The organism is Leuconostoc gasicomitatum LMG 18811, from assembly GCF_000196855.1.
In the GTDB taxonomy this organism is placed as follows: domain Bacteria; phylum Bacillota; class Bacilli; order Lactobacillales; family Lactobacillaceae; genus Leuconostoc; species Leuconostoc gasicomitatum.
Genome location: NC_014319.1, coordinates 1,521,226 through 1,546,004, shown reverse-complemented (window position 1 = coordinate 1,546,004; position 24,779 = coordinate 1,521,226). Strand labels below are relative to the sequence as shown.

The following is a 24,779-nucleotide window of genomic DNA, read 5'->3' as shown; positions in this document are numbered from 1 at the left end:
TCTTGATAACTTTCATAAGAAAAAGGAAAAATTATTAAAGGTACTGAATCCAAGGATTTAATAGGAACCAAACACCCGGTAAATAGGGAGCAACGTTTGACCAAATAATTTTGCCGTCTTTTTTTATTTCTATAACAGCGACCAAACACATGACAATACCAATAAATGATGAGCCTATTTTTGAATATAAATGGGTACCTGTCGCAATAGAAACTATCATTAAAGTCATGGTTATAGACAAACTAATTACTACTATTAATATATTAATGATTTTGTGTTTCATATGTGTCATCCCCTGTAATGCTTTTAACGTGGTTCTGCACGTATGCCACTTTGTGAGTGCTTATTTCTTTTGGTGTGTCAAATACCAAACCAACATGACAATCAACCACACACTACTAGTCGAAAATACTAATATTAAGTTTATTAAGAATGTCATTTGAGTCTCAACTTTTTATTTGCGATTTTCAGACCATTCATAAAATGCAAACCCTGCTAAAAAGCCAATAGGTGTTAATTCAAGTATTGCTTTTGTAAAATAACCGACCACTAAGCCGACAAGTATCAATAACTGGTATATAATCTATTCATAAGGAGAAAGCACATGAATGTAATCTTTCATATTGACGAGACTGATAAATGGCCGACAGTTTTATCGAATATTAAACACATGGTTGATTGGTATCAAAAAACCGGCATACAGGGTGATATAGAACTATTAATAAATGGCGAGGCAGTAAAGCAAACTGTCAAAACAGCAAATATTAATTTGAATGACATACATGCGCCTAATGTGAATATGGTTGTTTGTAACAATTCACTGACACAACGTCACATATCAAATGATGATTTACAAGAAGTAACTTCAATAGTGCCAGTTGGTGTTGTAGAGTTAGCACTTAAACAACAGCAGGGATATAGTTATATTAAACCCTAATTGACATCATGATTCACAATAACAGTTCCTGGTTTAATGAGCAAACTATTTTACTTTATATTTAAGGTACACATCATAATCATCGGAGGCTTTTTAATTCAGTCTGTCAAATTAATGAAGTAAAGGGACTTAATTATTTCTCATTGCAATCATATGCAATGCCCTTTACGCGGATAACTGTTTATACGCATACAAAATTTTGATATTGTCTCTACATTAATTGGATTTTTAAACTGCTACTGACAGGCTGGTAATAATTTTTTCCACTGACGTATTTTCGTTCTAAATGTTTTGAAAGGGGCGACCGAATTGATATGTACCCATTTCCATACCGGCCATTGTGCATTTGTTGTTGCCCATTGACGTTTGTTTGGTTCAAATAAAATGTCGTCAGGTAGCGTGGATAGCCATTCGCAAAGCTCAGCCACTTTTTGATTCAGTAAATTTACTTGCTTAGAGAGTGTGTATGTGTCGTATGTTGCATAAAAGGATTGATACAGCCCCCCTAAATTATTCCACTTATAGCCTTCTGCTGGAACATGTACTTTTTCACCTGCAATTTCATCTTTTTCCCAATTTAGTAAGGCAGTAATCCAGCCTAATTGATATGAAAGATTTTCGCCAGGTGTACGATCAACTTTATCTACTCGTGTATTTTTTAATTCATTGGGGATATTTATAAATTCGTCTATATATTTTTTATAATTGATTTCAATTGCTTGAATGAGCGCTTCTTTACTCGAATATGATTGCATTGTAGGTATAGAGTCCTTTCGAATATTTAAAAAGCATCGTTCTTGAGTAACACTGGCATACTAAATCTGTCTAAAATAGTGATTCCTTCAAACAGGTCTGAATTGATAGCTAATTTTTAACGTGAGTACATTAATTTAGCCATGAGTGCTATTCAAAATAGAGGTGATAATTGTGCCTATAAACAAGAAGTATAGAACCATAACAGCCATGGTGATGATGAATTGTACTAATCCTGCGCGATTCCATGTTGCTTGTACGGCTTTAAAAGTTGCAATATCTTGATAGTCGCCTTTTTGCCAAGCCCATTCGTTTCCCTTAAAGCCACAAACAAAGAACCAAACAAGATTAAAAATTGGGATCAAGCAAAGTAGGGGCAGGTAGGTTTTATTGCCAATACCCCAAAAAATGTTAAACATAAAGGCGCCCCAGTTCCAACCTTTAACCTCTGCTGGTACATTGATGCCATTCTCATCCATAATAGTTCTCCTTTATGCTTTTAACGTGATTCAATACACGTGCATGTGGTATGTCATTAGCAAAAACTATGAACAAAGGTGATAATTTAGCAAGCGTTACAAAAGCAATATCTGAACTGACCGATTTGTTTTCTTTGTGTTTTTTGGAAGGCTTGGCTAGCGTGTAAGATCGGCAATTGTATGAACACCTTATTTAGAGTAATATATTAAAATGGCAAGTTGATATAATACACATATATTATATCATTAATTTAAATACCTGTTTACGAAGGCATTTATCATCAAAAAGTAAGGGGTAATAAAAATGAGTATTAAGATTAGTCAACTGGAGTGTAACGATATAGACGTTGTAACACAATTATATATCGACGTATTTGCGCAACAGCCCTGGAATGAAAATAATAAGTATGATGATATCAGACGCTATATTGAACGTTTGAATAAAATGAATACAAATCATTGCTATTTGTATAAACAAGATGATCAAATAATTGGTGCTGCATTAGGTTTTGTTAAACCATGGCATCAAGGCATTGAATATCAGCTTGACAATTTTTTTGTGTCGCCAGCCTTTCAGAAAAAAGGTTATGGTTCTGAGTTTTTGAAAGCAATTAAAGCTGATATGCACAAAATCGGTGTTGGAAATATCATTTTGGAGACAAATAAAGAGACACCAGCAGAATATTTTTATCTTAAACATGGTTTTTTATCAGAAACTAATACGCGTGGGTTAACGTTAGTTTGTGCTGTTCACTGAGGGTTATATTTTTAGTAATTGGTATGTTAAAACAGCAGTAACATCTGATTGATTAGATGTTACTGCTGTTTTATTTGGTAAAAAAATTGATATAAAGTGAATTACTTTTTTGTGTTTATGACGGTAATTTCAGGCGCTAATACAGTTGGCAAAGGATATTTAATTTGTAATCGCTTGAAAATATATACAACGGTAGGGCGAGCAATGAAGAAAAAGACTGGAATAGCAACAAAAAAAGTTTTTGCCCAATTTGATAGAAATCCGGTAAAAAAGACGGGATACATATGACGGTGTGTTTCTGTAAATATCGACATCATAACAGTCACGTTAGCTGCAATAACGAAAAATGGCACACTAACATGGGCAGATATCCATGTTTTAAATATTTTTGGAAAGTATTGATGTAAGTATGTGACTAAAGGTAACGTCACATACCTGCGTAAACTGTATATAAACACCACCACAAAGGGGTACAATATCAAAATGGTTGAAAATACGTGCCATGAAATACCGTAACGCATAATAATGTTATAGCTTAACATGATGGCTACCATAGTACTGAGTAAAGTAATAACTATGGTACTTGGATGATGTAATAATTGATTTGCAATGGCATGCGTTTTTTTCATATTTTCTTCTTTTCTGTTGCTACTGTGTGTAAAAACAATTCATTGTTGATGGTGTTTTTCATTTGATGGTAACAGTTCGTTTCAATAAATGACTGGGAAATCCAAGTAAAATTTGTGCTATTTCTGTTGCAAATTCAAGTCTACTAATTGAACGTAAGTGGTCAAAATAGGGTACGCGCCTGAATTTTTTGATGAGAATACCTATAAAATAGGATGATCGTCTGTCTTTGTCAAAAACAATACCTGGATATACAATAAAAGCACGGCTGCCTAATTGTGTTTTGGCTAATGTTTCGACGGTTAATTTCGCTTTTAGGTAAGGCTTCATGAAAAAAGGACCAGTATTTGCTGAAACAAAAAGAAATTTTGGCTGTGTTTCTTGTTTCAAAATAGCGATCAATTGTTTAGCAGGCTTCACACTGTTTTTTTGATATGTTTGATGTTTCAAAGGGTTTGGAAACAGAATACCAACGGCATCAATAACCCAATCAGCATCAGCTATAATTGCCTGCCATTGCTCAGGTTTATCAAGATCAACAGCATGGTAAATTGTGATGTCATTTTTACTAGGCATAAATGCATGACGAGATAAACTATGAATTTCAAATAACGCTGGGGACAAATTTTTGACGAGTCCTTGGCCAATAAATCCTGTACCACCAACAATAACTATTTTTTGCTTGATAACAGTTTCCAAGTTTGCTCCTTTATTATTGTTGATTACACATTGTTACTGGTACGACGAGACAACCAATGTTGTACCATAATGACGTACTATTTATCTTTATCAACTTCTTCAAAATGGCCATCAAAAGTATTGTCATTTTGGTGGTGCCGTGTTTGTCTTTTGATAAGTTGCACTCTAATCCAGAAAGCGAGTGAGATTAAGATGATGACACCAACCACTGCAAAAAAGTTTTTAATAATGAAAGATACTAAAAGAACCAAAACAATTGCTAGAATCAATCTTGGTATAACACCAAATGTACTCGTAAATAATGAAGCAAAGAAATAAATAATCAAAAATAAAATAAGGACTGGTATTAAAAGTAGGGTTAACATGTGATAGACCTCCGTCTTCATGAATTTTCAGGTGAGTTATAAAATGACAATTATTGCATCAACGCTTTAATTTTTCAGCTTTCAATGTATTAGCAAAGTGCAACTTAGCATAGTGATTTAAATCAGCGCCCTGTTGTAGCAATTGAGCAGCTACCATATCAACTGCTTTACCTGCGCCAATGGGCAAACGCATGCCTGCTTCATCACTTAGCTTGTCAAGCGAGTCTAACTCAACAACACGTGCTAAAATTGAGGCTGCAGCAACACTAAGATGATATTGCTCACCTTTAGTTGTGAAATAGACATTTTGTTGTACAATGTTTGATTGGTTAGCGTTATTTAAATATTTAAAATAAGTACTTTCTTGTGCAAATTGATCAATTAATATACCAGTAGGAACGGTGGGAGCAATTTTTTCTAATACTTTTCCAAGAGCGAAATTGTGAGAGATGGCTTTCATTTGATTCACATTGTTGTTTTTTTGCAAGATATTATATTTTTCAGGCATTAAATTAACAACGTGGTGTGGTAGTTTTGCTATGATGTCAGGGGCAATTTGACGCATCTTAGCGTCAGTTAGCGTTTTTGAATCTGCAATTCCGAGTTGACGCACCCAACTGATATTTTCTTTGGCAACAAAAACGGCAGCAGTTGTTAATGGTCCAAAATAGGCGCCTGCACCGACCTCGTCGGAACCAAGAACTGACCAATTTGAGAAATCATTTGGTATATTAACGCCAGGAGTTGTTGATTTTTTGCCAATCGCTTTGGCGGCAGTCGAAACAGTGCTAGTTTGCCAAAGTGCCGCTTCTTGAGCAAATCCCAACCCTTGAAATAATACTTTGCCAGATTTATAGCCAATAATTGATGCATTGTTGTTTTTTGCTGCAAAAATAGCACCATTAGGTAAGCGCGGTGTGCTAGCTTGTTTGTAAAATGTTACCATTTTTTGTAATTGTGATGGTGTAACTTGTATGACTGTTTGCATACTATTAAGTATATCAGTTTTCATGGTTGAGGTGGATAACAAAGGGGTTTCAAGCCTCCTAATTTCTAAAAAGTTAGGTTTTGTGGAAAGGTTTTGGAAAGGATGTTCGGATTTTACTGCTATACATTTATGGTATTTGAAAGTTTTTTCATTCCCTCTGATGTACCAAGATTGTATAATATGGTCATGTCTATATTTTCATGTCCTAAATAGTTAGCCACATCACGTATGTTGGCTCCTTTATCAATTGCAATGGTAGCAAAGTGATGCCTCATCATGTGTGCAAACACTTTGCTCGTATACTGAAAATTCGGACTGCTTTATTTCTAGGGCATAATCCGAGATAATCAAGTATAGGAGTTTTTTATATTATGAATGCTACGCGATACGCAACAGAATTTAAATCATCGATTGTTGCCTTGTATAACGAGGGACGTTCTGCTAATTCTCTAGCCAATGAATACCACTTGGCTGTGCAAACCGCCACGAGTTGGGTCAAAAAATCCCAAATCGTTGGCACTGATGTTAAGGGTCAACCAGTGACTCGTGCTGAATTTAATGCGATGCAGAAAGAAGTTGCACGTCTCAAAGAAGAAAATGAAATTTTATCACGCTTAGCCTGACAAGCAATTGCGGCCGTTTTACTAGGCGAACATCGCAAGTAACACGTAAGACCCATTTTCCTATTGCCCAGTCATTGCTAAAACAGCATTTTAAACTCATTATGTATGGTGCTTCGACTGCTCAAAATACCTAAAAGTACTTACTTAGATTGGGTTCACTATGTCGAGCCCAAGGGGTACCGCGAAGATACGATGTTAAAAGCTTTATTGCATGATATTTGGCAAAATAACCACCGCGCTTATGGGGAGCCACGTCTGCGACTAGCATTAGCTGATCTGAATTTTCATCATGGGACCAACCGAGTTCGTCGTTTAATGCGAGAAGCTGGCATATACTCTGTTATGAGTCGTCGGTTTAACAAACCAACGACAACCGTTGATTATTGTCAACGTCTCAACTTAATCAGGCATTTACCAGAAGCCAATGCCTGGAGCATGGACATCACTTATTTAAAGTTGAGTAATGGTCAGTGGGTTTATTTAGCGTCGACTTTAGATTTACGAACGCATCAGATATTAGCCCATCAAATCAGTGCCACGATGGATACCAAATTAGTAGTTACAACACTACAAAGAGCGCTGTCAACCCATAAAAAACCAAATTATTGACACACTGATATGGGCAGTCAGTTCACTAGTTTTGGCTTTGAAAATTTGTTAAATCGACACAAAATTGATCATTCGTATTCAACGCTAGGGCATCCATACGATCATGCAAAAATTGAAAGTTTCCACTCACTATTAAAGCGTGAAATGATTTATCAATTCCGGTTTCCATCGATTGCTCATCTAATTTTAGATGTGTCCAAGTATATTCATTGGTTCAACGACGAAAGAATCAGTGTTGCTAATCGAAAAACAAAAGTAGCCTAATCAATTCAGCCCTAGATAAAAAATAGTCTGAATTATTGACTTATGAGCATTATTTACTAACAGTTAGTAAGTATATTGATGACACGATTTGATTGAGATGAGTTGATTGATGTGAATACGTAGTGCGCAAACGTATGAGTTAATTGAGATGAATTGATCGAAATGACTTGATGAAATATATTGATTGAACGAAGTGTAATTTAATGGGTCAACATGATTCATGTAACTTGTTGAATACAGCAAAAGACTTATTTTCTTTATTCTATCTTTTTATTTTCTAAAGTTTTCTGATATGTCGCGCTTTTGTGCGATGGCATGTTGGTTTTTTACACGGTTAAACAATGTTGAGGGGGTTTCCTTCTAGATTTCCTCTCAGCGTACATAAAATTTATAGTGGGGGCGTTATATTAATGTTTTTTCTGATAGCTAGTGTTCACTCAACTATAAAAAAATGGTCACACAAAAATAGCCCTATCCTTTGTGGACGGGCTATCTAATTACTTTTATTATAAATAAATTATAACATATAATCACGAAAAAACAAACAAAGGGGGAGAATAATGACACAAAATATTAAGTTAGATGATTCAAAGGGCGCTAGAAAATACCAACGTGAACGAACTGAGAAAGTTAAAGATTTAAACGGCTCATTTGATGAATTAGGTACTCAAGCGCCAGAGTTTATCACAGATGAAAGCACACGTATCTCGTATGAATATCTAGCTAAACAGTTAAACAAGTCAGGCTACATAAATAACACGGATTCAAGCATTCTTTTAACTTTAGTGATTAATATACAAGCACTAAAAGATAGCTACAAGAGCCTAGATGAAGTTGACTCAGTGTATGAGACAAAAGGATATATCAAAAAGAATCCAGCCGTTGATATTATCACAAATACAACAACGGAAATATTAAGCGCCTCTAGTGCTTTGGGATTCAGTCCAGCCTCAAGAGCCTCATTAATTAATTTAGCACAAGTTGATTCAGAAGACTCAGCTCAAAAGCTAATGGAGATGTTCTCAGATGATGAATGATTATAGTGATGTCATTCAAAAATACGATGCTAATGAGCCTAGCATTGAGTATTGTTTAAAAGTTTTGAGTGGTGAGATTATTGTAGGTGAAAAAATAAAATTTGCAGTTAAGCGCCACATGAATGACTTACAGAAGACTATACAAAGTGATACATTTCAATATGTTTATAAGCTTAAATTAGTCACTAAAATACTCAAGTTTAGCTCACTACTCAAAGATGTCTCAACTGGTGAGAATTTTAAACTTGTATCATTTCAAAAATTTATTTTAAGTCAGGTAGTGGGCTGGTGGCATGTTGACGGTACTGTTAAATACAAATATTCATACATAAGTATGGGACGGTCACAAGGCAAGTCACAAGTGTTGTCTGTTTATCTCATGTTTCAATTACTTTTTGCCAAAGGTGTCAGCAAAGACATTGGCTTAGGTAGCTTAGACAGCGAACACACAAAAGTTTTGTATCGTTATATGTCATACAACTTTGAACTACTTGAAAAAGGGATATTTAATAGCTTATTTAAAGAGTTGGGAGTTGAGTTTAATAAGCAAGAGATGAGAGTAACAGCAACGAGTTCAGTATTGAATAAATTTTCAGCTAAAAGCACACCCATAGACAGCCGACATTTTACAACTTTTGTACTTGATGAGGCTATGCTTTTGACTATAAAAGATAAATATTGGCTAGATTCAGTTACCTCAGGACAAACGGGGCTACCTAATTCACAATTTATTGCAATCACAACGGCTCAGAGCAATCCTCAAAGCCGTATTTTTTTTTGAATGTTATCAAGAATACTCAAAAGCTATTGAATTAAATGATTTTGATAACTATGAACGTGATTTAGTTCTAGTTTGGGAACAAGATTCAGATGATGAAATACTAACAGATGATTTTGATTTGTGGGTCAAGAGTAATCCCTTACTAGAACTTGAATCTATTAAACAATCACGTATATCAGGCTTAAAGATTGAACGACAAAAAAATATAAATAGTGGTTCAAGTGAGTTCGTGGTCAAATCTATGAACAGATTCGTGCTTAATAGCGCCACAGATGAGAGCTTTACAACGGCTCAATTAATTGAACAAGCTAAAGTTAATGAGTTGCCTCCTAACGTGATTGAATCTGTTTATGTTGGCTTAGACCTCTCAAAGACTGGTGATAATACAGCAATATCAACGTTATATGTTCAGCCAGACGGTCATTATTATGTTGATTCATCTACGTTTGTACCCACCTATCAGCAAGAGCATGACATTTTAAAGAAATCAGAACATGACGATATAGACTACTTACAAGCCGAAAAATTAGGACGTGCCACAATTGCAACAGGTAACGGCATTATTGATGAAGATGAGGTTATCAGTTGGTTAGTGAATCATATTCAAAAACTACAAGAAAAATACACCGTAATATTTTTATATGATTCATAGGGAGTTGATTACATAGCTGATTCAATTGATAAAGCGTTACCAGATTTAATCATGTTACCAGTGAAACAGACAACGCCTTTTATGTCGCCACCAAGCCTATTTACACAACAGTTATTAGTTGAAAACAAGTTACATTTTGTTGCTGATGATAATGTTCTGGAATCAGCTTTATTGAATGCCAGAACAACTAAAAATGATTATGGTATCAAGGTGGTTAAAGATACATACAGCAACAAGATAGACAACTTATATTCATTACTGATAGCAATGTTTGAGTCACAATATGCCTTGAAAGACTACACAAATAATACAGATAACAATTTTTTCAGTGGTATGAATCAGCAACAAATAGATGAGTATTACAAACAATATAAATTTTAAAAAGGAGAGTCATGGGACTATTCAAAAAAGAAGAGCGTTCAAGAATTTCACCAACGAAACCCGTTATTTTTGTACCACAAAATGGCTTTACATTAGTTACAAGTGGTGAGCAAGCAGAGAATGTAACGCCAGCGCTACAATCGGCAGTATCAACAATTAGTAATGATATGAATGCGGTACGATTCACGGGCGGACAATCAAAAATGTTAAGCAAGACAGATTTTACAGATGTTTACCGCGCGTTGTTGATTGACGGCAATGCTTACATGTTGATTCAAAAGGGTGCTAATGGCGTTGTTACAGGGCTTACAGCGATTAATAATTCAGATGTCACTATCAATTATGAAAAAGGTAAAGTCACGTACACAATTAATAACACTAGTGGAGATGAGCCTTACAATTCAGGAATTTATGACGATTCTCAAGTGTTAGCTTTTGTTATGAGTCGGGGCATATACGGCATTGAAAGATATATCGGTCACTCACCTATTGAGAGCCTTAAAACAGTGTTAAAACAGTCACAACTAGCTAACAAACAGATTGAATCAGTGCTAAAAGAATCTATCTCACCTAAGCTACATTTAGAGATAATGGCAGACGCCACAGACGAAAAAAAGCAAAGATTAAACAAGCGTTTATGAATGTTAACGAAAATGACAGCGTGATTATTTCAGATTCACAAGTCAAGGTATCAAAGTTATTTACCAATGATTCAAGTAATGATAATCTGATTAATCTATCAAAGACACTCAGTGATTCAGTAAATAGTGTTGCCACAGCTTTTAACATACCAAGCTCAAAGGTTGGGGTAACCTCACAAGATGACGCTCAAAGTTCAGTAGATATGATTGAAAAGCAATATTTAGATTCACTGATTCATAACTATCTATCAATCATTTTAAATGAATTACATGCAAAGATTAGTGATTCAATTGAGTTAGAACTCAGACTATTGACTGATTTTGATAATAGCAAGCTGATTCAGCAAGTTATTGATTTAGTGGGTACTGGTATTGTGCCAGCAGATGAGGCACATACAATTTTAGTTAAGAAAGGCGTTTTAAATGAGTGACACATTGACACAAACAGTTGAAATAAGAGCAAAGACAGATGAAAAAAGACACTTATTGAGTGGGTAGGCAATTGTATTTAATAGTCCTAGTGAAAATATGGGATTCATTGAAACGGTTGACGTTCATGCACTTGATGATGTTGATTTAACCAATGTATTTGCTTTATACAATCATGATTTTAATAACGTTCTAGGGAAGACAGGTAAAAATTTATCACTAAATGTTGATGAAAAAGGCTTGTCTTTTAGTTTGGAATTATTGCCCTCAGATGATCATATTTTTGAATTGGTGCAAGACGGAATCATAAACAAAATGAGTTTTGGTTTCATTGTTCAAGATGACGATTGGCAAGATGAGACACACAGAACAATTAAAAAATTAAAGTCATTGCAAGAAATTTCATTGGTACCAGTAGTACCAGCGTATGAGGGTACGGACATTGTAGCTAAGAGAGAATTAGATATGTCAGAAAAAACAGAAGAGACACAAGAAGAAAATTCAAACATTCAACAAGGGGAAAAGAGAAACATGCAAACATTTAACAAAGCACAAGACACAGAATCACAAGAAGTACGCAACTTTAATGCTTATTTAGAGGGAAAAATTGAAAAGCGTGACCTTACAACGGTAAACGGTGCGCCAATTATCCCACAAGAGCTATTGAGCGAGCAATACCCCAACCACAAGCCTCAACTGGTGTATTGTCATTGATTAATACGGTATCAGTTGATAGCAACAACGTCACACTTCCAGTTGTTAAGCACGCAACAGCAGGGTTCACAGAAGTATCAGCAGAAAACGCAGACACGGTCTCAGTAGACGCCCCAGCAATTCAAGAAGTGAACTTTGATTTGAAGCTATATAGCGGTGCCTTGCCAATGTCATATCAATTAGCTCACAGCTCAAAGTCAGCACAACGTGTTATTTTGCAACACATTACAGCTATGCGTGATTTGACACGTTTGCAAAAGGTGGGGGCATTGTTGAAGACAGCCACACCTAAAGCAGTAAAGTCAATTGATGACATTAAGGACGTTTACAATGTTGATTCATTTGTGAACTATCTAGACACTAACAAGTCATTTATTATGACAGCAGAATTGTTTGGTGAACTTGATAAGGCTAAGGATTCAACAGGTGCATACATTTTGCAACCATTGGCTACGGACGCTACAAAGAAGTCAATCGGTGGTTATCCAGTTGAAGTAGTTTCAAGTGATGTATTGGGAGCTGGTAAAGTAGCATTCTTTGGTGACGCTAAGGCGTTCATTGTTGAAGCTATCAATGAAAATATGATTTTCACTTATCAAGAGAATCGTAACTTATCAACCGTAGCAGTTGGTGGTGTTTTCTTTGACACTAAGGTAGCTGATTCAGACGCTGGTGTATTTATTACATTTGGTGATTCAGGTAAGTAATTAAAAAGTCCTAGCCGTATCTAGGGCGTACATAGCTCAAAATATGAGCAATAAAAGAAGGATTTTATTTATATTAAAAGGGGTGAAAATATGGCAATCGTAACAGCGGACACAATTATTAATGAGCTACATTTAAACATATCAGAAACAGCACAAATTCAATCACTAATCAATTTTGCACAGGACTACATTGTATCAACAACCGTTAAAGGTGAAACGGTGGCGGACGTTGTATCAGGAACTGATGAAAATATCTTTAATCAAGCAGTTAGAAGTATTGTCTCAAGTTTATATTTTGGTAACGTGGAACAGTCAGGCTTTGGGATTCAGAGCATGGTACTACTTAATTCAATCAGAAATATGTATCAAGGGGGAGAATAATGGCGTATCAAAGTAAGTCAGCTAAATTATTAAACAGCCCCTATCGGTTTACACATAAGATAACAGCCATAGAATCTAAAAGGGTAGATTATCCAAACGGAATGAGCGGAACAGTTCAAGTAGAAACGTGGAGCAGACCAGCAGCAGTATATTTAACAAACATGACTAGTACAGCAGGTATAGAGGGCTATGACGCTAAATATGATTTTCAATTAGCAGTGAGAAAAATAACTAATGACTCTTTTGAATCCTTTAATTTTGATACTAGCATTGTATTGCATGTTGATGATGATAAAAATACAAAGTATAACATTCAAAGAGCGACAGAGCCCAATGATTATCACATTTTGACACTCACAAATCATACGGATTAAAACATAATAATTTAAAAAATGACTATACACTCAGACACATTAATTTGTGTTTGGGTGCTTTTTTGTTTATAAAAAATTTACGTATTTTTTATTGTAATTTAAAGTGAAAAGTATTAGGATAAAACTAATATAACAATGAGGAATATAAAAAATGATTACTACAAAAAATAACTACATAATTGGTCCTAAGAAATACTTGGCTGATTTCAAGGAGAATGAAAAAATATTTGTGGGAATAACATCTGAAGACCTTAGTGGAGGTTTAGGGGCTCTTAAAAAAATACTGATTGAATATGGTGGTAATGAACCATTGGTTAACCCTTTCTTGCCTGTTACAAAAAATAAAAAGGCGTATGAAAATAGATTTGGATTTGAGCGCATTGTTAAGCCAGAGCGAAAAGAGTTTAGAACGTACTCTTGGGACGTTCCTAACTATAATCATAATGGCTATCATGAAGTATCCAGAACAAGAGAAGTTAAAGTTAAAGAATATATCCTTGGCGATGAATATAATTTATCATTAATAAGGCACGATAAAAAAGATATGGTTATCATTACAGAGTCATTTAAAAATACTGCTGCTGATTATGATAAAATTAAGCGTGCTGTAAACTTGGTTATGAGTATATTTAAAGGTGCAAATATATTTAAAGAAGATTTTCAGGTGTTAAAACCAAAAGTTCCGAAACTAAAGTGGCGGATACTTCCTGCTGATAGTTGGGATATGGTTGAAAATTATTTACATCATGATTTAGGTTACAAGCCATCTAGGATAAGCCATACGAAGAGAAAACTGGATTTTTTGAATGCTCAAAATCCCAAAGCTATATATGAGGGAGTGGAGGGACTAGCGGGTTATCAAGTATTTGTGTATGAACATTACGTTGTGATGGAATCTTTAATTTATGCAAATGCTACTTATGTCTTTTCAAAAAATTGGAAAGAACTTTCAAAAAAATCAAAAAAGGAAGTAATTCAAGGAGACTTAGCGGTCGAAAGAATTTATCATAATGATAGTTGGCTAGATAAAGTATCTAAATACACCAGATAAAAAATTGAAATTATGACTAAAAAAGATGAAAAACGTTATCCACGGATTTCATCTGATGTGTGCCTCTACAGCGTTTTTATAGTATTTTGGAAAGGATTTGGAAAGCTTTTGGTTCCATCTCTTTTTTATTATGTTTTATAATGTGTTATTAACGTTGATATAGCAGTAATTGTGATGGTGTAACTTGTATGACTGTTTGCATACTATTAAGTATATCAGTTTTGGTTAAAGGAAATATAGTGTATAATTGACTAGACATAACAAGGGAAAAAACAATGGTTACTCAAAACGAGAAAAAGCATTACAAGGCTAATTTGGCTGGCAAAAATTATACAATTTCGGGCAATGCTAGTTTGCCACATTTTAAAGCCACTGAAACTTTATTCAATAAACAATTGATTCAAATAAAAACGGTTGCACCAAATTTATCTCAAGGTGATCAAACAGTATTATTAACATTTAATGCACTTTCTGATCAGCTTCACAAACAAGCTGAAATTGATGAATTACAGGCGAAAATTGCCAGATTAGAATCCGAATTAAAAAACATGCAAAAGCTAAAAAAGAGGCGTGAGCCTAAAAACGCTATTGGCTCAATTATTGATGATGCCAAACATGATAGTCAAGCACGCATAACAGATAAGCTATTTAATCAAGGAACAACAAACTTATGATATTATTAGGAATTGCGATACTTTTTGTGCTGGCATGGTTGCTGTCTGGATACCGTCACGGGTTTGTAAATGGCTTGCTGCGGTTAGCGTTATGGCTTGTGGTTTGGTATATTGCGATTAAATTTTCTAAGCCATTTGGTACAGTTATATCAAATTTTGTCGACGGGCAGTTTATTCGGACGAGTGTACCACAAGATCTGGTTAGTCATGGCTCACAATTTTTAGCTTCAGGCATTAGTTTTTGTATTTTATTGATGCTGGGTGGTGCCATTAGCCATTATGTGCTGCGGTCTTTAAAAGTTATTCGTCATATACCGTTATTAGGCTGGGTTGATGGTGTACTTGGTGCTTTACTATATGGTGTTATTGGTATAGTTATTGCGTTTTTTAGTTTACAAGTACTGTCAGTTATACCAAATGTTTGGGTACAGGATCAGTTTTTAAATACACATCAGTTGAATGAGTTATTAGATAATGCTCCGTTTTTTGCGGAACAAATTTATAATTGGTGGCTGTGACGTGTTAATTGGTCTTGATTATTTTAAAATATGAAAGAAATGAGCGCGGGTGCGCATAAAAAGCATGAACAAAAAAGTATTACAAACGTTAGAATATGATAAGATCAAGTCACAATTGCGTGGCTTTTTGTCTACACCGGTTGGTCGACTAGAAGCAGATAAATTACATCCAGAAACTGATGTGAACATTATCAATTATTGGTTGCTTGAGACGGCTGATGGTGTTTTAATTGACCGTTTAAAAGGTGGCATTCCTTTGGCCAAATTAGCCGATATCACACCACATTTAAAACGTCTCAATATTAGTGCAAGTTTAAGTGCGACAGAATTATCAGAAATTGGTACAGTATTACGTAATACGACTGCCATTGCTAATTTCTTTAAGCAGATGGCTGATGAGATTATTGGCGAGTCTCTTAAAGTATTACCAGAACAAGCAGAAAAATTGGCAATCCTTTCAGATGTGACACGGCAAATAGAGATTGCTATTGATGCGACGGGCCGTATCAATGATGAGGCATCTTTTGATTTAAAATCAATTCGTGGCAAAATTACTGGTAACGAACATGCTGTTAAAAGTAAAATGCAAAGTTACACGCGTGGAAAATCTGCTCAATATTTAAGCGATCCTATTATAACAATTCGTGCAGAGCGCTATGTATTGCCGGTTAAAGCAGAATATCGTAATCAATTTGGTGGAGTGGTTCATGATCAGAGCCAAACAGGCCAAACATTGTACATTGAGCCGCAAGCAGTCGTTGAGCTCAATAATAAATTAAGTGAATTGCGTGTTAAGGAACAAGCTGAGGAGCAACACGTTCTTCAAATACTATCATCAGCGCTTGAACCATACACAAATGAAATTGCACAAAATGTTAATATTTTGGGGCATTTTGATTTTGTCAATGCTAAAGCACGATTGGCTGCACAATTAGATGCGATGCAACCAGTTGTTAATATAGAGAATCATGTTGATTTACAACAAGCATGGCATCCACTTTTGGACAAAAAGATAGCTGTGGCTAATGATATTACCTTAGGCGATCAGTACAAATCAATTATTATTACTGGTCCCAATACGGGTGGTAAAACGATTACAATTAAAACCCTTGGCCTGTTACAACTCATGGCACAGTCTGGGTTGTTTATCACAACCAAACGACCATCAACAGTTGGCGTTTTTCATGAAATTTTTGCTGATATTGGGGATGAACAGTCTATCGAACAGAGTTTATCCACATTTAGTTCGCACATGGCTAATATTATATCAATGATTGATGATATTGATGGTAATAGTCTAGTTATTTTTGATGAATTGGGTGCAGGCACAGATCCAGCAGAAGGCGCCGCGTTAGCGATTGCTATTTTAGATAAAGTAGCTAGTTTGGGTGGTTATGTCATTGCAACAACTCACTATCCTGAGTTGAAACTATATGGCTATAACAGGCCAGAAACATTGAATGCTTCTATGGTTTTTGATGTCGAAACATTAAAACCAACTTATCAATTTTTGATGGGCGTACCAGGACAATCAAATGCATTAGCCATTGCTAAGCGCCTAGGTCTTGGTGAGGATGTTATTGGTGCAGCTACTGCATTAACTGATGAATCTGATCAAGACTTAAATGATATGATTATTGATTTAGTCACGCAACGCGACGCTGTTAAAAAAAATAACGCTGAACTAGAGTTACGGTTAAAAACAACTGCAGAGCGGTCAGAATCATTGGCAGAACAACAACGTAAGTTGGATAAAGAACGTGCCCAAATTGTTTTAGAAGCGAAAAACGAAGCAAATCATATTGTAGCATCCACTAAGAAGCAAGCTGAACAACTGATATCTGAAATTCGTAAGGAACGTCTGAATGTGGGTCAGCAGGCTGGCAGTTTAAGTGAACAAGATTTGCAGGTTAAGAAGGGGCAGTTTGATAAACTACGTCAAAATGACAGTTTAGAAAAAAATAAAGTCTTACAAAAAGCTAAACTTGCTAAAGCATTGGCAACGGGCGATGAAATAGTAGTTAAATCATATAATCAACAAGGAATATTAGTTAAACAGCATAGTAACGGGCAATGGGAAGTCGAAATGGGTATTTTAAAAATGCTTGTGGACGAAGATGACATTGTCAAAACTGAAGCAACTGCCAAGGCGCAGCAAGTTAAAACTAAGCAGAAAAGGAAAAAATTTGTTAAAACAAGTACGATGACTAGTGCTGCACGTGGCAATGCCAGTGCTAGCTTAAACTTGCGCGGTGTACGTTATGAAGCGGCATTAGCAGAACTTGATCGTTATTTAGATACAGCTGTTTTAGCTAATCTTGGTACGGTAGAAATTATCCATGGTAAAGGAACAGGTGCGCTTCGAAAAGGTGTAAGCGAGTTTCTTCGTTCAGACCGTCGGGTGAAATCATTTCATTTTGCTAGTGCTAATGCTGGTGGTGATGGGGCCACCATCGCTGAGTTAGCATAATATTTGCTTATATCAAAAAAGAAGCATATATTGTTTGAACAATATATGCTTCTTTTTTATACGGTTATCGAAAATGGTACAGCGGGAGTGTGGTAAAATTAGTACTATACATTTTCATGTTATTTTCATGAAGTAAAGTTAGCCCAAAAGTTAGCTTTGTTAATTCAAAACACTTAGTTAAAAGTATTTAGGGAGTATTATGCCAGAATTACCTGAGGTTGAAACGGTTCGTCGCGGTTTAGAAAAATTAATTGTTGGTGGTCAAATTACGCAGGTTCACTTACTATATCCTAAGTTGATCAACGGCGATTCACAAGCATTTATAACGGGCGTAACAAATGCTTCATTTACAGCAATTGATCGCCGTGGCAAGTATTTGTTATTACGCTTGTCCAACGGCCATACTATTGTGTCACATTTACGGATGGAGGGACAATATTCTGTTGAATCAATTGAGACGAGGCCGTATAAACATACGGAAATCATCTTTGAATTATTAGATCAGCGTCGCGTATTTTATAATGACACGCGTCGTTTTGGTCGAATGACGCTCACAAATACGCATTTTGAGATAAATGATGTCCCATCTCTTGCTAAACTTGGACCAGAACCAACAGAAAAAGATTTGGCTTTAGACTACATGGTAGACATTTTTTCGCGATCTAAAAAACCGGTCAAGAGTTTTTTGTTAGATCAAAATCAGATTGCAGGCATTGGCAATATTTATGCTGACGAAGTGTTATGGCAAAGTAAAATTCATCCAGAAACACCGACAAAAACGTTAACAGTGCGTGAACTGTCGCTACTTCGAGAAAATATTATCGCAGAAATGAAACGTGCTATTGCGCATCATGGCACAACAGTGCATAGTTTTAGCAATGTGTTTGGGGAAGTTGGCCAGTTTCAAAATGAATTACAGGCCTATGGTCGTGTGGGACAGCCGTGTTTACGTTGTGGCACGACAATGGTAAAAATAAAGGTTGGCCAACGGGGCACAACCTTTTGCCCTGCTTGTCAAATGACTCATGATAGGAGAATCGATGAAATCAACAGAACCAATTAGTATCCGCGAAGTGAAACGTGAGGCACGTCATTTATATCATGGTCATTTTAAAACTGCCATTAAAATTAATATTGCACCAATTATCTTCACCATTTTAAACGTCATAACACTACTCATGATGATGTATGCGATTATCATGAGTTTCAGAGGTTTATCACAAATGCCAAGTAGTACGGCTGTGACCAATGATAATGATAGTGCTTTACAACAAGTTTTTTCCATTGTCGAGAGTGTTTTAAGTGATGCAATTCAACTGATATTTATTTGGACTGCTAGTTGGACATTGATTGAATGGTATGAGAATCCAAAAGAACTACCAACGTTTAAAGATGCTCTTCAAATTTTTAATCGTGGCAATTTTTTACATACTTTGTTGTTAACAATTGTTCAGAGTATGTTGATATTCTTATGGACGCTGTTATTTATTGTTCCTGGAATTGTTAAATTATTTTCGTATTCACAAACTTATTTTGCATATAAAATTGATATTGAAAATGGCACACGACAAGGACAATTAACAGATTATATTAAGGTTAGTCGGCGAGTAATGGCTGGTCGTAAATGGGAATTATTTTTATTAGAATTAAGTTTTATAGGTTGGCACATAATAGGGATTTTGACTGGTGGACTGGCTTATATCTATATTGTTCCCTATCTTAACGCCACTCGTGTTTCTTATTCCCGTCATCTATTCACGCTGGCTATGTCGGAAAGCGTGGCTGTATAATGTTAATCATTGGTTTAACAGGTGGTATTGGTACCGGCAAATCGACTGTTAGTAAAATACTGCGCGATGCAGGGTTTCCGATTGTAGATGCTGATGTGGTAGCTAGAGAAGTCGTGGAACCAGGAACGCACACGTTAGAAAATATAAAATTAACTTTTGGACCAGATATTATTAAAAATGGGATGCTGGACCGACATAAATTAGGTGATATTGTATTTAGTAACAAAGCTGAATTAACGCGATTGAACGCTATCATGCAGCCAGTAATTAATTCAGCAATGGCAGATAAAATTGCTTTTTGGCGTTCACAAAAAGTACCTGTGCTGATAATTGATGTCCCGCTCTTATTTGAGCGTGGCTATAAAAATAACGATTACATCGATAAAGTTGTAGTTGTAACCACCGATTCACAAACACAAATAAACCGTGTTAAAGCAAGAGATAATTTAGATGATGCCAAGGCTAAAAATCGTATTAATTCACAGATGCCGCTCGCAGATAAAATCGCACGCGCAGATTACGTATTAGATAATAATGGCGATCAGGCATTTTTAGAAAAACAAATCAAAAACTTGATGACAGAACTCAAGGAAATTGCTCCCAAATATGGCACAAAATAATGAAACAATTGAATTCCATGCGACAGCTGGCGCTTTTTTTAGAAGCGATCATTTAATCACTGTTGATGATTTAGATCGGGTATTTAATTTATACTTACCTTTTATTGGTGCAACGAGTTATGCACTGTATCATTTATTGGTGAATGAATTACCTTTTACTAAAGAGCATCTTAAGCGACAAGATCATAATTTTATAATAGATAGTTTAAATATTAGTTTGCCAAATTTTGTTAAATGTCGTCGACGTTTAGAGGCAGCAGGCTTAATTCGAACAGTTTATGAGCAGGATGCAAGAGGTGAAGTTTATGGCTATCGGATTTTAACGCCCTTGTCAGCAGATAAATTTTTTAAAGAACAATTATTGTCTGGTTTGCTATATAAATTTGTTGGTGAGGAACGATATTTAATACTTGAAAATCGTTATGATATACAAGGGCAGGAAAAATTAATAGGAACTGATATTTCGGCACGCTTTCTACAGGTTTTTCAACATCAAAATGATTTAAGCATACCAACCACACCATTAGTTTATCAAGAAGCGACATTACAAATCGATGAAAGCGATTTTAAATTTGATGATTTTTCGGCTATGATTCGTGGCACAAATCTAACAGAAGTAAACAAACATCGCAACTTTCTGGTAGCGATGCATATGACATATGGCGTTGATGAAGTCACATTAGCAGGTTTTGTGAATCAAAGTGTTACACTAGATACACATGAGATTAATGAACAAGAAATTCAGCGTCTCTTGCGGAAGCAAATAACACGAAAAGTGGCGATAGAAACTGTTGACAAACAGTCTGAACCCAAGGTAACTGTACCAGAAATAAAAAACACTGAGGCACGGGCGTTAATTGAAATTGCCAGTACAACGAATGCACAAGATTTTTTGGGTTATGTAAAGACAACCTTAAAAAATGGGCTTGTGTTAAAAAATGAACGTGACTTAGTCGATTATCTCATTTCACAGAGTACATTATCTATGTCAGTTGTCAATATTTTAGTGCATTATGTTTTGATTGGCTTACAAAACGATAGTTTAAAAGCCGCATTAGTCACGACGATTGCTGATTCTTGGACTCAAAATCGTGTTGATTCACCAGAAAAAGCATTAATACAAATTCAGCAACGGCAGAAAGCCAATCAAGCGAGACAAGAAAAACGATTTAGTCGTAGTCAAAAGTCGGAAAAGACGACACCAAAATTTGTTAAAGCAAATGCGAACCCACCGCAAACTAAAGCCAAAGTAGAGACGAATGCTAATAATGACGAAGCTGCTGCTGCTTTGGCAAAGTTGAAAAATATAAAGACGAAAAACTAATATGCAAAACTTATCAGAAATACTAAAACAATTGCAACAAAAATATTCTAAAATTGAAGAAACCTCACTGGCTGAAGTCGTGAAACAAATTGCTAATGACGAAGATGTTCGCCATTTTTGGGCCGAAAATCAAACAAAATTACGCCAAGACGCTTTCCAATTAAAGATGATGGACCTACATGAATTTGTGCAGCAAAAAGAACGTATTTCACGTGGGGAAAAGTCACTATATCCTGGGTATTATCCACAATTAGCGATTGAAAAGGGGTACCCGCATGTTCGTTACGTTGCTGATGAAAGTACACAAAAACAGTTAATGCAGGCTGAAAAATTGACATCTTACAAGATGCCAAAGGCTATTCGTGATGCTGATTTGCAGACAATTGTAGTTGATTCTGGTCGTGCAAATGTGGTGACGGCAATTGTAGATATTTTGACACAATTGCTTAAAAAAGATGATGCGTATGTGCAAGGATTATATGTATATGGTGAATTTGGCGTAGGAAAAACCTATTTAATGGGCGCTTTAGCAAATGCGTTAGCGGCTAATAATATTGATGTCATGCTTGTTCATTTTCCTTCTTTTGCGGTTGATTTAAAGAATACAATTGGTAAAAACAGCGATGTGAGAGAAAAACTCATTATGCAAACTAAAACAACGACTGTATTAATTTTGGATGATTTAGGTGCTGAAAATTTAAGTATGTGGATTCGTGATGATATTTTGGGGGTTATTTTGGAATATCGCATGCAAAATGAACTAACGACATTTATGACATCTAACTTTGATATGAATGAAATGACCACCTATTTATCCGAAACACGTGACGATCGTGATACAGGGAAGGCTGCACGTTTGATGCAGCGTATTAAATTTTTGGCACGATTAATAGAGGTTAATGGCAAAAATCGACGGTTGGAAAATTGACGTTTATTAAGAAAACAAAAAAATATTGGTTGGTACTCATGATAGTTGCGATGGCTTGGTTATTTTTGCGACATGATGCGTTTTTGTACACTAATCCAGTTGGTCAAGTCACAAGAGTTAGTGAGAAAGAAACGCAAAAAATAACGGATGAACATCAAAATTCAGACTTTATTATGACACAAAAACTAACCGTTAAATTGTTAAATCATGCTAAAAAAACTATCTACGTGAGTAACAGCTATGCACAATCACAGGTTATTTCCAATAAATATCGTGTTGGAGACCAATTATTATTAGAAAATATTGGTGCCACTAAGCATATTTTATCATTAAAACGCGATGCAGTAGTTGGTGCGGTTGCCACTTTATTAGTTGGTTTATTGCTCATTTATAGTAAATGGCGAGCAACAAGCTGGCTAATGTTTAGTTTAGTGATTAATATCTTATTATTTGGGTTCGCGCTTTTTATTAATGTGCACAGTAAAGATGCAAATGTTTTACTGCTATTTAGCGTACTAGCGATATTGTTTGCAACGGCTAGTTTGGCTTTGGTATTAGGTAAAACGTTGCAAATGGGCATTACGTTACTGACAACGTTGTTGACAACAACGTTAACCATCGGCTTGTTGCTTTGTGTTTTACGTTTAACTAATAATGCCGGTGTCCATTTTGAAACAATGTCTTATGTCACACAGGTGCCAGTGACACTGTTTATGGCTCAAACGATTATCGGCGTACTGGGAGCTGTGATGGATGAAGCGGCAGATATTGTGGCGATGCAATTTGGTATGCGCCGGGAAGGAATAACACGTCATTTTAGCGATTACTGGCATGCTGGTATGTCTGTAGGTCGTGAAATTATGGGGACACTGATTAATGTGTTGTTTATGATATTTATTGCGGAAACGATGCCAATGGTGTTTTTAATGTTGCGTAACGGTAATAACTGGACTTATATTATGGACCAAACTATGAATTTAGGGATATTACAAACAGTGATTTCGGGTATTGGTATTGTTTTGGCAGTGCCAGTTACGAGCGCTTTAGTTGGTTGGATCATGGCAAGAAAGGTGACCAAACTATGAATGCAATCGGAATTCTTGTTATTATATTGTTTGTATTAATGATTATTGTCGGTCACATTCAGGGCGTCAAAGCTTTTTTGGGACTAGTATGCAATTTTTTTGCTATCTTTATTTTAATTATTTTGATTAATTGGCAATTTAATGCTTATATTGTAACAGCTATTATCAGTGTTATTATTTTGGCAGTTGCTATTTACCTAGGTTCAGATAATATTGAAGTAACCAATACAGCTTTTAAAACGAGTATTATTGTTGTGGCTATTTTAATGGCCTTATCAATTATATTACAATATTTTGGCCAATTTCAAGGGTTTACAACGGAAAATTCAGAAGAACTAGAAGGATTATCTTTGACTGTGGGATTATCATTTAACAACATCGCCATGGTTGTGATGGTGATTTCAGTGTTAGGTGCTGTTGCAGAAGCAGCCATGGCAATTTCGGCAGATCTAAATGAAGTAATTGAACGATCACCTGATATGACCAGTACTAGTTTGTATGCGCATTCACGTATTATCGGTGGCCAGATTTTAGGAACCGCGATTAATACTCTGTTTTTTGGGGTGTTGGGTGCCAACATACCGCTACTTATTTGGTTTGTTCGCCTACGCTATCCAATTGCAATGTTTGTAAATGCCAAATTATTGATGACAGAAATTGTAACAATGTTACTTGGTATGCTTGGGATTTTATTGAGTATTTGGATTGCCAGTTGGTTCATTGTACGTACCAACGTTAAGCAGCAGAAAGTGAGAATCAAACATGAAAGAGACATTTAATCTCATAGAAGAAATCACACGCAATGATGATTCGATTTACTTTGAACTCGGAAATATTACACATAATGGTCGCTCAGAGTATGCTGCTGAGCATGGGTACATCAAACGTGTTCGTATTTTAAAAATGAATATTGCACGTTCGTCATCTGTTGAAAAATTGGAAAACTATATCAATGACCATTACCAATTATTACCATTAGAGTATGATGGCTGGGAAGAATGGCGTCGCACCCCTGAAATGGATACGAATATGACACAAATTTTATTGGAAAATAAATTAGGTTAAAAATTTGTTATTTTGTAATCAATAAGTTATGAGATATAATTAGAGTAGTTCTTGTT

33 protein-coding genes and 1 pseudogene are annotated in these 24,779 nt (G+C 35.6%); 26 read left to right on the top strand and 8 right to left on the bottom strand.

Annotated features, from left to right (window positions below; translation table 11 throughout):
• Positions 1-34: 34 nt before the first annotated feature.
• The gene (locus LEGAS_RS07445) at positions 35-283 is read right to left on the bottom strand and encodes a hypothetical protein (protein WP_010389814.1); all 249 of its coding nucleotides are present in this window, start codon (positions 281-283) and stop codon (positions 35-37) included.
• Positions 284-604: 321 nt separating this feature from the next.
• Between LEGAS_RS07445 and LEGAS_RS07440 the strand changes: the two genes are divergently transcribed.
• Positions 605-937, top strand: coding sequence for a DsrE family protein (locus tag LEGAS_RS07440; protein ID WP_010389816.1), 333 nt, complete (start codon positions 605-607; stop codon positions 935-937).
• A gap of 236 nt (positions 938-1,173) precedes the next feature.
• Here LEGAS_RS07440 and LEGAS_RS07435 read toward each other — a convergent pair whose 3' ends face one another.
• Both LEGAS_RS07435 and LEGAS_RS07430 read right to left on the bottom strand, forming a co-directional pair.
• The gene (locus tag LEGAS_RS07435) at positions 1,174-1,692 is read right to left on the bottom strand and encodes a ClbS/DfsB family four-helix bundle protein (protein ID WP_010389818.1); all 519 of its coding nucleotides are present in this window, start codon (positions 1,690-1,692) and stop codon (positions 1,174-1,176) included.
• Between the two features lie 135 nt (positions 1,693-1,827).
• Positions 1,828-2,169, bottom strand: coding sequence for a hypothetical protein (locus LEGAS_RS07430; RefSeq protein ID WP_010389822.1), 342 nt, complete (start codon positions 2,167-2,169; stop codon positions 1,828-1,830).
• A gap of 304 nt (positions 2,170-2,473) precedes the next feature.
• Between LEGAS_RS07430 and LEGAS_RS07425 the strand changes: the two genes are divergently transcribed.
• Positions 2,474-2,926 carry a GNAT family N-acetyltransferase gene (locus LEGAS_RS07425; protein WP_013231855.1) on the top strand — a complete coding sequence of 151 codons (453 nt, stop codon included), beginning with the start codon at positions 2,474-2,476 and terminating at the stop codon, positions 2,924-2,926.
• A gap of 101 nt (positions 2,927-3,027) precedes the next feature.
• Here the strand turns inward: LEGAS_RS07425 and LEGAS_RS07420 are convergent, their stop codons facing one another.
• From LEGAS_RS07420 to LEGAS_RS10365, 5 genes are all read right to left on the bottom strand, one after another.
• A complete protein-coding gene (locus tag LEGAS_RS07420) occupies positions 3,028-3,555 on the bottom strand; it encodes a hypothetical protein (protein WP_013231854.1) in 528 nt (175 codons plus the stop codon).
• 58 nt (positions 3,556-3,613) lie between these two features.
• The gene (locus LEGAS_RS07415; protein ID WP_010389829.1) at positions 3,614-4,252 is read right to left on the bottom strand and encodes an NAD-dependent epimerase/dehydratase family protein; all 639 of its coding nucleotides are present in this window, start codon (positions 4,250-4,252) and stop codon (positions 3,614-3,616) included.
• 77 nt (positions 4,253-4,329) lie between these two features.
• Positions 4,330-4,617: an AFWIR motif membrane protein gene (locus LEGAS_RS07410; RefSeq protein ID WP_010389831.1), complete on the bottom strand. Its 288-nt coding sequence runs from the start codon at positions 4,615-4,617 to the stop codon at positions 4,330-4,332.
• Positions 4,618-4,675: 58 nt separating this feature from the next.
• Positions 4,676-5,605, bottom strand: coding sequence for a ribonuclease HIII (gene rnhC / locus LEGAS_RS07405; RefSeq protein ID WP_013231853.1), 930 nt, complete (start codon positions 5,603-5,605; stop codon positions 4,676-4,678).
• 119 nt (positions 5,606-5,724) lie between these two features.
• Positions 5,725-5,895 carry a tyrosine-type recombinase/integrase gene (locus LEGAS_RS10365; protein WP_089896353.1) on the bottom strand — a complete coding sequence of 57 codons (171 nt, stop codon included), beginning with the start codon at positions 5,893-5,895 and terminating at the stop codon, positions 5,725-5,727.
• Between the two features lie 81 nt (positions 5,896-5,976).
• On the opposite strand from LEGAS_RS10365, the gene LEGAS_RS07400 reads away from it, so the two are divergent.
• The 24 genes and pseudogenes from LEGAS_RS07400 (at position 5,977) to LEGAS_RS07285 (ending at position 24,723) form a co-directional block, all read left to right on the top strand.
• The gene (locus tag LEGAS_RS07400) at positions 5,977-6,228 is read left to right on the top strand and encodes a transposase (RefSeq protein ID WP_010389838.1); all 252 of its coding nucleotides are present in this window, start codon (positions 5,977-5,979) and stop codon (positions 6,226-6,228) included.
• A 192-nt stretch (positions 6,229-6,420) separates the two neighbouring features.
• Complete coding sequence (locus tag LEGAS_RS07395) at positions 6,421-6,837, top strand: IS3 family transposase (RefSeq protein WP_167343929.1); 417 nt, start codon at positions 6,421-6,423, stop codon at positions 6,835-6,837.
• 9 nt (positions 6,838-6,846) lie between these two features.
• A complete protein-coding gene (locus LEGAS_RS09975) occupies positions 6,847-7,101 on the top strand; it encodes an integrase core domain-containing protein (protein WP_089885580.1) in 255 nt (84 codons plus the stop codon).
• A gap of 560 nt (positions 7,102-7,661) precedes the next feature.
• Complete coding sequence (locus LEGAS_RS07390) at positions 7,662-8,138, top strand: phage terminase small subunit P27 family (protein WP_010382850.1); 477 nt, start codon at positions 7,662-7,664, stop codon at positions 8,136-8,138.
• Positions 8,128-8,919 (top strand): terminase large subunit domain-containing protein, encoded by a 792-nt coding sequence (locus LEGAS_RS10270; RefSeq protein WP_143471069.1) that lies wholly within the window; start codon positions 8,128-8,130, stop codon positions 8,917-8,919. Before LEGAS_RS07390 ends, LEGAS_RS10270 begins: the two co-directional genes overlap by 11 nt.
• Positions 8,870-9,952 (top strand): annotated as a pseudogene (locus tag LEGAS_RS10265) (terminase TerL endonuclease subunit). The gene LEGAS_RS10270 and the pseudogene LEGAS_RS10265 overlap by 50 nt, the downstream one beginning before the upstream one ends.
• 11 nt (positions 9,953-9,963) lie before the next feature.
• Positions 9,964-10,593 (top strand): phage portal protein, encoded by a 630-nt coding sequence (locus LEGAS_RS07370; protein WP_013231848.1) that lies wholly within the window; start codon positions 9,964-9,966, stop codon positions 10,591-10,593.
• Positions 10,590-11,024, top strand: a complete 435-nt coding sequence (locus tag LEGAS_RS07365) for a phage portal protein (protein ID WP_010382842.1) — start codon at positions 10,590-10,592, stop codon at positions 11,022-11,024. The genes LEGAS_RS07370 and LEGAS_RS07365 overlap by 4 nt, the downstream gene beginning before the upstream one ends.
• Positions 11,025-11,094: 70 nt before the next feature.
• Positions 11,095-11,736 (top strand): HK97 family phage prohead protease, encoded by a 642-nt coding sequence (locus LEGAS_RS07360; RefSeq protein ID WP_224132616.1) that lies wholly within the window; start codon positions 11,095-11,097, stop codon positions 11,734-11,736.
• On the top strand, positions 11,733-12,443 hold the full coding sequence (locus LEGAS_RS07355) for a phage major capsid protein (protein ID WP_010382840.1): 711 nt from the start codon (positions 11,733-11,735) through the stop codon (positions 12,441-12,443). The genes LEGAS_RS07360 and LEGAS_RS07355 overlap by 4 nt, the downstream gene beginning before the upstream one ends.
• 90 nt (positions 12,444-12,533) lie before the next feature.
• Complete coding sequence (locus LEGAS_RS07350; protein WP_010382839.1) at positions 12,534-12,824, top strand: head-tail connector protein; 291 nt, start codon at positions 12,534-12,536, stop codon at positions 12,822-12,824.
• Positions 12,824-13,198: a hypothetical protein gene (locus LEGAS_RS07345; protein ID WP_010382838.1), complete on the top strand. Its 375-nt coding sequence runs from the start codon at positions 12,824-12,826 to the stop codon at positions 13,196-13,198. The genes LEGAS_RS07350 and LEGAS_RS07345 overlap by 1 nt, the downstream gene beginning before the upstream one ends.
• Positions 13,199-13,349: 151 nt before the next feature.
• Positions 13,350-14,249, top strand: coding sequence for a hypothetical protein (locus tag LEGAS_RS07340; RefSeq protein WP_013231847.1), 900 nt, complete (start codon positions 13,350-13,352; stop codon positions 14,247-14,249).
• Between the two features lie 275 nt (positions 14,250-14,524).
• Positions 14,525-14,923 (top strand): cell division protein ZapA, encoded by a 399-nt coding sequence (zapA, locus tag LEGAS_RS07335; RefSeq protein ID WP_010382835.1) that lies wholly within the window; start codon positions 14,525-14,527, stop codon positions 14,921-14,923.
• Entirely contained in the window at positions 14,920-15,441 is a 522-nt protein-coding gene (locus tag LEGAS_RS07330; RefSeq protein ID WP_010382834.1) for a CvpA family protein, read from the top strand. The genes zapA and LEGAS_RS07330 overlap by 4 nt, the downstream gene beginning before the upstream one ends.
• A gap of 64 nt (positions 15,442-15,505) precedes the next feature.
• Entirely contained in the window at positions 15,506-17,911 is a 2,406-nt protein-coding gene (locus tag LEGAS_RS07325) for an endonuclease MutS2 (RefSeq protein WP_013231846.1), read from the top strand.
• A gap of 199 nt (positions 17,912-18,110) precedes the next feature.
• Positions 18,111-18,974 carry a bifunctional DNA-formamidopyrimidine glycosylase/DNA-(apurinic or apyrimidinic site) lyase gene (gene mutM / locus LEGAS_RS07320; RefSeq protein ID WP_010382833.1) on the top strand — a complete coding sequence of 288 codons (864 nt, stop codon included), beginning with the start codon at positions 18,111-18,113 and terminating at the stop codon, positions 18,972-18,974.
• The gene (locus LEGAS_RS07315) at positions 18,952-19,701 is read left to right on the top strand and encodes a DUF975 family protein (protein WP_010382832.1); all 750 of its coding nucleotides are present in this window, start codon (positions 18,952-18,954) and stop codon (positions 19,699-19,701) included. The genes mutM and LEGAS_RS07315 overlap by 23 nt, the downstream gene beginning before the upstream one ends.
• Positions 19,701-20,321 (top strand): dephospho-CoA kinase, encoded by a 621-nt coding sequence (coaE, locus tag LEGAS_RS07310; RefSeq protein WP_010382831.1) that lies wholly within the window; start codon positions 19,701-19,703, stop codon positions 20,319-20,321. The genes LEGAS_RS07315 and coaE overlap by 1 nt, the downstream gene beginning before the upstream one ends.
• A complete protein-coding gene (locus LEGAS_RS07305; protein WP_010382830.1) occupies positions 20,308-21,645 on the top strand; it encodes a replication initiation and membrane attachment family protein in 1,338 nt (445 codons plus the stop codon). Before coaE ends, LEGAS_RS07305 begins: the two co-directional genes overlap by 14 nt.
• A 1-nt stretch (position 21,646) precedes the next feature.
• Positions 21,647-22,573 carry a primosomal protein DnaI gene (gene dnaI / locus LEGAS_RS07300; protein WP_010382829.1) on the top strand — a complete coding sequence of 309 codons (927 nt, stop codon included), beginning with the start codon at positions 21,647-21,649 and terminating at the stop codon, positions 22,571-22,573.
• Positions 22,570-23,658: a YibE/F family protein gene (locus LEGAS_RS07295; protein WP_013231845.1), complete on the top strand. Its 1,089-nt coding sequence runs from the start codon at positions 22,570-22,572 to the stop codon at positions 23,656-23,658. The genes dnaI and LEGAS_RS07295 overlap by 4 nt, the downstream gene beginning before the upstream one ends.
• Positions 23,655-24,437 (top strand): YibE/F family protein, encoded by a 783-nt coding sequence (locus tag LEGAS_RS07290; RefSeq protein WP_010382828.1) that lies wholly within the window; start codon positions 23,655-23,657, stop codon positions 24,435-24,437. The genes LEGAS_RS07295 and LEGAS_RS07290 overlap by 4 nt, the downstream gene beginning before the upstream one ends.
• A complete protein-coding gene (locus LEGAS_RS07285; RefSeq protein WP_010382827.1) occupies positions 24,421-24,723 on the top strand; it encodes a hypothetical protein in 303 nt (100 codons plus the stop codon). Before LEGAS_RS07290 ends, LEGAS_RS07285 begins: the two co-directional genes overlap by 17 nt.
• Positions 24,724-24,779: the final 56 nt, after the last annotated feature.